Below are 4247 nucleotides of genomic sequence, written 5' to 3'. Positions count from 1 at the left end.
ATTGTTGAAACGAATTTAGGCTGTACCGATACCGCCGCCCAAACCATTACCATTCATCCGAGTCCAGTTGTCGATTTATCAATCAATGGCAATTGCCTTAACGAAGGAACTATACTTGCCGATTTAACAACAATTGCAGGAAGCAGTTCCATTGACAGCATTCACTGGCAATTTGGGGACAATACTTTTGGAAATGATTCCATTGAAAATCACAACTACAATGCGACAGGAACCTATTCCGTCCAACTTTTTGCCCAGTCGGACCAAGGCTGTGCAGATAGCTTGGTGCAGACTGTTTTTGTGAATCCAAATCCTTTAGCAGATTTTAGCATTGCAGATACTTGCGTCTTTCAGTCCATTAATTTAAATAACAACTCCAATATTGCTTCAGGTACCATTACCAGTTATGAATGGGATTTTGGAGACAATAGCAACAGTAATTTATTTGAACCCAATCATCCCTTCAACCAAGCGGGGGTTTATAATGTTCAGTTGGTAGCAATTTCTGATTCTGCCTGCACAGATACGAGTAATTTAAGCCTTACCATTCATCCACAACCATTGAGTGATTTTACATTTACTTCTTCTTGCTTTAATGCTTCTTTTATTGATGCGTCTAATATTGCGAGTGGAAGTATCAATGATTACGCTTGGGATTTTGGTGACATGAACACAGCGAGTATTCAAAACCCAAACTATATTTATACCGCCAATGGAAATTATACGGTCAGTTTACAAACAATCAGTGATTTTGGTTGTGTACACGACACCAGTAAAAACATCAACATTTTCAATAATTTTACTGCAGATTTTGTCTTGTCTAATTCGCAAATTTGCAGTGGGGATTGCATTCAGTTTTCTGATTCCTCTACCGTGCATACCAGCGGAACCTATACTTGGGCGTTTTCAGATGGGCAGACTTCCAATTTGAAAAATCCATTGGTCTGTTTTCAAAATTCAGGTGAAATCCCTTTGGGCATTGATGTGCAATACAAAGTCGAGACCCACTCAGGTTGTGTGGACTCCATTACTTATACCAATTACATTCAAGTCTATCCCCGCCCCACCGCTTATTTTACCTACACTCCTGAAGACCCCAGCATTTCAAACCCATATTTAGTCTTCCAAAATCAGTCGACCAATGCGGGTTCATTTACATGGAATTTTGGCGACAATGAAACTTCGGCGGTAGTCAGTCCGAGTCATGTGTACCCAGAAATTGCCAAGGAATACAGTGTGGTATTAACCGCTTATGATCAGTCCGCCAATTGTCACGATACATACCAAACGACCATTAGCATTGCAGATGAAATTTTGTTTTTTATTCCCAATGCTTTTTCCCCAAACTCAGGCAGTATCAACAATACTTTTCAACCTGAATTTACTTCGGGAGTAGACATCTACAACTTTAGGATGCAATTGTTTAACCGTTGGGGAGAAATTGTCTTTGAGACCCAAGACCCAAGTATAGGGTGGGACGGACAATACCAAAACCAATTTGTCGCCCAAGCAGCCTACGTTTGGAAAATAGACTTCACTGAAACCATGTCGGACAAGAAGCATACTTATTCGGGCTATGTGACTTTAGTTAGATAACTAGATGCTAGATGCTAGAAGCTAGACGCTAGACGCTAGACGCTAGACAAATGTATGTCCCTGATATAGGTTGACCGCTTTTAACAAAGCACAACTTATGAAAGCTAACATTAAATTATTGAGAAAGCAACGAAAATTTTCGGTTGAATTTAAACGTTCTATTGTCAAAGAATTTGAATCTGGTAAATTCAGTGTTCTTCAATTAGAAAAATTGCATGGTATTTCTAACCCAACAATTTACAGTTGGATCTATAAATTTTCTAACTTTAACGAAAGAGGTTACAGAATTTTAGAGATGAAAGATAGTGCAGTAAACAAACTAAAGGCTCTTGAAAAAAAGATAAAAGAACTTGAGCAAGCTGTTGGTCAGAAGCAAATTAAGATTGATTATTTAGAAAAAATGATTGATATCGCTAAAGATGATTTAGATATTGATATAAAAAAAAACTACAGCACCCAACCACCAATTGGTTCCGACAAAATAAAGAAAAAATGAGTTACTCATTGAATAAGCTTTATCAATGTGTTGGTATTAGTAAACAAGCCGTTATTCAGTATGTTAATCGACAGGCTCTATTTGATAATAATGTTTCCCAATTAATTGTAGAAGCAGATATACTTAGAAAAGCCCATCCTGGATGTGGTGTAGAAAAAATGTATGATACATTAAAACCTGATTTTATAGGAAGAGATAGGTTTATAGATACATTTATGGACTTAGGTTACCGCATAAAACGGCAGAAAAATTATAGACGTACAACCTATGCTGGCTCTATTTTCTATGATAATTTGATAAAAGGACTTAAGGTGTCAGAACCAAGCACAATATGGCAGTCAGACATCACTTATATAAAGGTAATCGACAGGTTTTATTACGTTGTTTTAATAATTGATGTTTACACAAAAAACATTGTAGGATATAGCATCTCAAATCATATGCGCGCAACTGCTAATATTGCAGCTTTGAACATGGCACTAAAGAACCATAAAGCGCCACAAATACATCATTCTGACAGAGGAAGTCAATATACTTCTAAAGACTATATAGACTTGTTAGTAGCAAGTGGAACTAAAATTAGTATGGGACTTACAGCACAAGATAATGCTTATGCTGAGAGAATTAATAGAACAATAAAAGAAGAGTTTATAGATTTATGGAAACCGAAAGATTTTAAAGGGCTAAGAAAAAGTGTGAAAAAAGCAATAGTGTATTACAATACTAAAAGGCCTCATAGAAATCTAAATAAAATGAGTCCAACTAACTTTGAAAAAAACTGGTCAACTTTAAACAAAAAAAGTAAGCCAATTATTACTATATTTAACAATGAATTATTAACCTGAAAACGGTCAACTCTATTCAGGTATGTACAACTAGACAAAGTACACAGTATTTCCCTCCTTTAGGCATGGACTGAGCTATTGCCGAAGTTAGGGACTATGGGAGGTGAAAAACTAATTATTAGACAACTGATGCTAGAAGCTAGACTTAAGATTATAGTCTTTATTGACATTTTCAAAAAGCCTAAATCTCAAACTCCAAAAAGTCAACAACTAACAGCTAATCGCTAAGTGCTAACTGCTAAAAGCCAAATTTAACCAAACGATACCTGACACCAAACTCCGGAGCCATCAAATAACAAAAACTATTCACTAATTACTATCTACTTTTTCAATTTTGCATGATTTTTCAACTATATTTCAACCACTATTGACTATTGACTAAAAATTAGTAAATTAGCGATTAAATGTTAAAAATTGCAGGACTCATATTACTACTATTTTCGCTTGGGAATCTTTCCGCCCAAGAGATATGTGACAATGGTATGGATGATGATGGAGATGGCTTGATTGATTTGTTGGATAATGAGTGCTCATGCATTATAAAAAGAGATATTATTCCTAACCCTTCTTTTGAGAATAACTCTAATTGTACAAATAATGGGTATAACAATGTTTCCAATTGGGAAGTTAGTTCTGGAACTTTTTTTTTATATAGCTTATGCGACCCGTTTTCAATAGAAGGCAACCCGCCAATAATTCCAACTGTACCAAATGGCCAAAATTATATACATTTTTATATTTTTAATGGAAATACTATTTTTAACCAGTCTATTAATGGAGGCTTGGCTGCAAACACATGCTTAGCAGACACATTGTACGCAAACCACACCTATTCCTTATTCATAAAAGGTAATCACGGATTTTGCTATAACCTTTATAACTCTATACCTTCTATTACAACAATTGAACTTTTTGGCCGCCCCCTATGTACTCCTAACGTCATTCCAACTAACCAATGGTTCAATAATGTAGATTACCTTGCCAACATTGATCCTAATTGGCAATTTTTAACTTCGGATACTTTTAGTGTTGCTCCTAACAATTGGGAACAGTTTAACTTAGTTTTTACCCCTTCGGTTGATATGACATCAATATCAATCACTGGCTTAACAAATGCATTATCAACAACGCAAGACAATGGTTACAGCCTGTTTATTGATGATTTAGAGCTATTTGAAATCCTTATCCCCGACACCATTACTGTGAATACATCTGGCCAATTTTGTACCAACAATAAATTGGCTGTAGGAAATATAAATTTAACTGGAGGAACTTGGCAATGGTTCAAAGATTCTGTGGCTTTGGTGGGT

At 35.7% G+C, this 4247-nt stretch carries 4 protein-coding genes; all 4 read left to right on the top strand.

The window, feature by feature from the left end; all coding sequences use genetic code 11:
• Positions 1–1596 (top strand): PKD domain-containing protein (locus DNU06_RS17285; protein WP_146239319.1); only part of this gene is annotated, 1596 nt, incomplete at its 5' end.
• A 97-nt stretch (positions 1597–1693) separates the two neighbouring features.
• The gene (locus DNU06_RS17280) at positions 1694–2092 is read left to right on the top strand and encodes a transposase (RefSeq protein ID WP_111064757.1); all 399 of its coding nucleotides are present in this window, start codon (positions 1694–1696) and stop codon (positions 2090–2092) included.
• Positions 2089–2937 (top strand): IS3 family transposase, encoded by an 849-nt coding sequence (locus DNU06_RS17275; RefSeq protein ID WP_111064756.1) that lies wholly within the window; start codon positions 2089–2091, stop codon positions 2935–2937. The genes DNU06_RS17280 and DNU06_RS17275 overlap by 4 nt, the downstream gene beginning before the upstream one ends.
• A gap of 404 nt (positions 2938–3341) precedes the next feature.
• Positions 3342–4247 (top strand): hypothetical protein (locus DNU06_RS17270; protein ID WP_199399038.1); only part of this gene is annotated, 906 nt, incomplete at its 3' end.

It is taken from the genome of Putridiphycobacter roseus (genome assembly GCF_003234935.1).
GTDB classification, from domain to species: Bacteria; Bacteroidota; Bacteroidia; order Flavobacteriales_D; family Crocinitomicaceae; genus Putridiphycobacter; species Putridiphycobacter roseus.
This window is presented reverse-complemented; position numbering and strand designations above follow the sequence as displayed.